This is a genomic window from Aquipuribacter hungaricus, from assembly GCF_037860755.1.
Classification (GTDB): Bacteria; Actinomycetota; Actinomycetes; order Actinomycetales; family JBBAYJ01; genus Aquipuribacter; species Aquipuribacter hungaricus.
This window is the reverse complement of record NZ_JBBEOI010000280.1, coordinates 1-4303: the sequence shown is the minus strand read 5'-3', so window position 1 is coordinate 4303 and position 4303 is coordinate 1. Positions and strand designations below refer to the sequence as shown.

Here is a 4303-nt window from a genome sequence, read left to right as displayed (position 1 = left end):
CGAAGGAGGCGACCGGGCGGCGCAGCGCGCTGGTGGCGGCGACCCAGGAGTCGACGGCGGCCTGCACCTCGGCGGCCGCGCCGGGGGCGGGGTCCAGCAGGCGGGTGGCCCCGGTGCGCAGGTCGTACCAGCCCAGGCGGCGTCCGTCGGTGCCGCGGACGACGAGGCGCCCGTCGGCGTCGGGCGAGGGGCGGAGCGTCGTCGCCGTGCCGGTCGCGGTCACCATGCGGGGTGCATCGGCACGGGCACGCCCGAGCCTGAGCCGGTCCGGGCGCGCCGGGACCCGGTGCCTCCGCCCTGCCGCCCCGTGCCCCCGGTCCCCCGGGACCTGGGCACCCCGGGCCGCGGTGCGTCAGTCCCCGTCGGCGTCCTCGTCCGGGCGGGCGGGGCGCCAGGTCTGCCCGCCGTAGCTGCCGAACAGCCGGGCCGCGGCCACCCGCAGGGCCAGCGAGTACGTCGGGTACGGCGCGACCGTCTGCGCGAGCCGGGCCGCCAGCATCCCCGTGCGCACGGCCAGGGCGCCGGTCCCGGCGAGCTCCCCGCCGTGGGGGCACACCGCGGTGAGCCCGACGACGCGGTCGAGGACGGCGGGCCCGCCCAGGCGGCCCGGGGCGACGACGAGCTTGACGTAGCCGTCGGTGTCGGAGCTGGTGCGCGAGCGGTCGGTCTCCGCCATGGTCACCACCGCGACCCGGGCCCGCCGCCCCCACCGCTCGTGGGCCTCGGCCTCCGTCAGGCCGACCCGGCCGACCTCGGGGTCGGTGAACGTCACCCACGGCACGACCCGGTCGTCCCACGGCACGAGGCCGCCCAGGACGCCGGGCAGCCGGACCGAGCGGGCGAAGGCGTTCGCGGCGGCCAGCCGGCCCTGCGCGTCCCCGACGTGGGTCAGCTGCAGCGGGCTCGTGCAGTCCCCGGCCGCGAGCACCCCGGCGGCGGTGGTGCGCAGGTAGGCGTCGGTGACCACGCGGCCCGCCCGGTCGGTCTCCACGCCGACGGCGTCCAGGCCCAGGCCCGACGTCGCGGGACGGCGCCCGGCGGCGACGAGCAGGTGCGAGCCGGTGACGGAGGTGCCGTCGGACAGCGTGAGGACCGGCCCGTCGGCCGTGGTGGCGACGGAGGTGACGCTCGTCGACGTGCGGACGTCCACCCCCTGCCGGCGCAGCACGGCCGTGACGACGGCGGACGCCTCGGGCTCCTCCCTGCCGAGCAGGCGCGCGGCCCCCTCGACGAGGGTGACGTCGCTGCCGAGCCCCCGGAACGCCTGCGCCAGCTCCACGCCGATCGGGCCGCCGCCCATGACGAGCAGGTGGCGGGGCTGCTCGACGAGCCCGAACACGGTGCGGTTGGTGAGCGGGTCCGCCTCGGCGAGCCCCGGCACGGGCGGCAGCGCGGCGTGCGCACCGACGGCCAGCACGACGCGGCGGGCGGTGACGGGCGTGCCGGAGACGTCCAGCGCGAGGAGCCCGTCGGCCTGCACCCCGGTGAAGCGCGCCCAGCCGTGGAGCAGGTCGATCCCCTCCGAGGCGAGCTGCTCCGGCGACTCGTCGTGCTCCACCTCGGCGACGACCGAGCGCACGTGCGCCATGACGGCCGGGAAGTCGACCGGGCCGACCTCGCCCACCCCGAAGCGGCGACCGTCCCGGGCGCGGGAGACCCGGTGGGCGACGTCGAGCAGGGTCTTGCTGGGGACGCAGCCGTAGTGCGTGCAGTCGCCGCCGGTGCGCGCCGTCTCCACCATGCCGACGCGGCGGCTGCCCGGGCGGGCGGCCCGGGCGGCACCGAGGCCGGTCGCCCCCGCCCCGACGACGAGCAGGTCGAAGGGCCGGTCGGCACGCGCGCGGGGGCTCACCGGCCCATGGTCGCGCACCCTGGACCCCCGCCGGCGGACGCACGAGGATACCCGGGTGGCGGAGGCGGCGGTGCACCTGGTGGGCGGCGGCTGGGACGAGGAGGCCCGGGACGAGGTCTACGGCCCGTTCCTCGCCGAGGCCGGCCCCGGCGCGACGGTGGCCTGCGTCGTCCTCGACGAGGGCGACGGCGCCGGGCGCGCCGAGCGGTGGCGCGACGTGCTCGGTCGCAGCGGGGACTGCCGGGTCCGGCCGGTGCTCGTGCCCGAGGGCGGCGTCCTGGACGTGGCCGCGCTCGGGGGCGCCGACGCCCTGCTCGTCTCCGGGGGGCTGACGCCCGCGTACGCCGCCGCGCTGGCGCCGGTCGCGGACCGGCTGCGGGCGTGGTGCCGCGGGCGGCCCTACCTCGGCTTCTCGGCCGGCGCGGCGGTCGCGGCGGGCCGTGCGCTCGTCGGCGGCTGGCGGCTGGACGGGCGGGCCGTGTGCCCCGAGGACGCCGCCGAGGACCTCGACGGGCTGTCCGTCGTCGACGGCCTGGGGCTGGTGCCGTTCGCGCTCGACGTCCACGCCGCGCAGTGGGGGACGCTCGCCCGGCTCGTCGCCGCGGTCGGCTCCGGCGCGGTCGGCGGCGGGGTGGCCCTCGACGAGGGGACCGCCCTGCGGGTGGCCGGTGCGGCCCTGTCGGTCCGCGGCGCGGGGGCCGCGCACGTGGTGCGGGCGTCCCCGGAGGGTGTCCACGTCCGCAGCATCACCGCCGGAGGGCTGGTTCCCGCAGCGCTGCTCGACCCGTAGCGCTGCTCGACCCGTAGCGCTGCCCGACCCGCCGGGGCGTCCCCCGGCGGACCCAGGGATCAGATGAAGCCGGCGGGGTCGACGTCCTGGCCGTCGATGCGCACCTCGAAGTGCAGGTGGCAGCCGGTCGACAGGCCGGTCGTGCCGACGTAGCCGATGACCTGGCCCTGCGTGACGGGGCCGCTGGTGACGGCGTACTCCGACAGGTGGGCGTAGGCCGTGCTGAGGTCGCCGACCGGCGAGGGGCCGTGGCGCACGACGATGATGTTGCCGTAGCTGCCGTCCCACTTGGCCGACTGGACGACACCGTCGGCCGCGGCGATGACCGGGGTGCCGCAGCCGACGCTGATGTCCATGCCGCGGTGGAACTTCCGCACCCCGTAGACGGGGTGGATGCGCCAGCCGTAGGCGGACTGCCGGCCGGGGGTCGGGGTGACGAGGATGCCGTCGCTGCCCGGGGGGGCCGCGACCGGACCCTCCTCCGTGGCGGTGCCGGCAGCGGCCGCGCCCGTGCTGCTGCGGGACGCCTCGGCGGCCTTGCGGGCCTCCTCCAGCGCGGCCTGGCGCTGGGCCTCGGCCTCGGCGACCGCGAGGACGTCCTGGGCACCGGCGAGGCGGGCCTCGATCTCGGTGCGCTTCTGCGTGAGGTCGGCCTGGAGCGCCTGGACGGCCTGGAGCTCGGCCGTCTCGGCGTCGCGGAGCCGGTCCAGCTCGGCCTGCGCGTCGCGGACGTCGCCGAGGGTCACCGCGCGGCGCTCGGCGACCATGCCGAGCAGCGTCGTGGAGTCCGACAGGGCGGTGCCGCCGCTGGCGAGCAGGGACAGCTGCGGGTCGACGCCGCCGCTCTTGTAGGTCTGGACGGCGAGGGCGACGACCTGCTGCTCGAGCGAGGCGACGAGCGTGGCCTGGCTGGCGGAGCGGGCCTGTGCCGCGGCGACCTGGTTCTGCTGGGCGGCCAGGCGGGCCTCGACGTCGCGGTACTCCGCGGAGGCGGCCTCGACCTCGGCGCCGAGCTGGGCGACCTGCTGGCGGGCGCCCTCGACGTCAGGGGGCGTCGTCGCCTGGGCGGTGGGGGCCAGCATGGCGACGGCGACGACGCCGGTGGCCACGAGCGACAGGCGGCGGGGCAGGCGGGTGCGCACGGACGTGCTCCTCGGTCTCGGGGCTGCGGGTCTGGGGCGGCGGGTGGGCCTCAGAGCCGGGTACCTGCGGTGTAGGGCAGGTACTGCAGCGACTGGATCTTGACGACGTCGCCGGCGGACGGGGCGGCGATCATCTTGCCGCCGCCCAGGTAGATGCCGACGTGGCTGATGGGGGAGAAGCTGAAGACGAGGTCCCCGGCGCGCAGGTCGCCCTCGGAGACCCGCGTGCCGACCCCGGCCTGCGAGCGCGAGGAGTGCGGCAGGGAGACGCCGGCCTTGGCCCAGGAGGCCATGGTGAAGCCGGAGCAGTCGTAGGCGTTCGGCCCGGAGGCGCCCCAGACGTAGGGCTTGCCCAGCTGGGAGCAGGCGAAGGCGAGGACGGTGGCGACCCGGTCGGTCGGGACGTCCACGGAGACACCGCCGCAGCTCATGGTGCCGGCGGAGGCGGCGGGCGCCTGCCCGGCGGCGGGGGCACCGGCGGGAGCACCGGCGGGGGCGGCAGCGCGGGTCCCGGCGGCG

The 4303-nt window shown here is 78.2% G+C and carries 5 protein-coding genes; 1 reads left to right on the top strand and 4 read right to left on the bottom strand.

From position 1 onward, the window contains the following. Window positions 1-226: hypothetical protein (locus WCS02_RS18115; protein ID WP_340295688.1), on the bottom strand; the 226-nt coding region annotated here is incomplete at its 3' end. 126 nt (window positions 227-352) lie between these two features. Then, a complete protein-coding gene (locus WCS02_RS18110) occupies window positions 353-1852 on the bottom strand; it encodes a dihydrolipoyl dehydrogenase family protein (protein WP_340295687.1) in 1500 nt (499 codons plus the stop codon). A gap of 55 nt (window positions 1853-1907) precedes the next feature. On the opposite strand from WCS02_RS18110, the gene WCS02_RS18105 reads away from it, so the two are divergent. Continuing rightward, window positions 1908-2642 (top strand): Type 1 glutamine amidotransferase-like domain-containing protein, encoded by a 735-nt coding sequence (locus WCS02_RS18105; protein ID WP_340295686.1) that lies wholly within the window; start codon window positions 1908-1910, stop codon window positions 2640-2642. 59 nt (window positions 2643-2701) lie between these two features. Here WCS02_RS18105 and WCS02_RS18100 read toward each other — a convergent pair whose 3' ends face one another. Then, complete coding sequence (locus WCS02_RS18100) at window positions 2702-3784, bottom strand: M23 family metallopeptidase (RefSeq protein ID WP_340295685.1); 1083 nt, start codon at window positions 3782-3784, stop codon at window positions 2702-2704. Window positions 3785-3834: 50 nt separating this feature from the next. After that, the coding region (locus WCS02_RS18095; protein WP_340295684.1) for a C40 family peptidase at window positions 3835-4303 on the bottom strand (469 nt) is incomplete at its 5' end.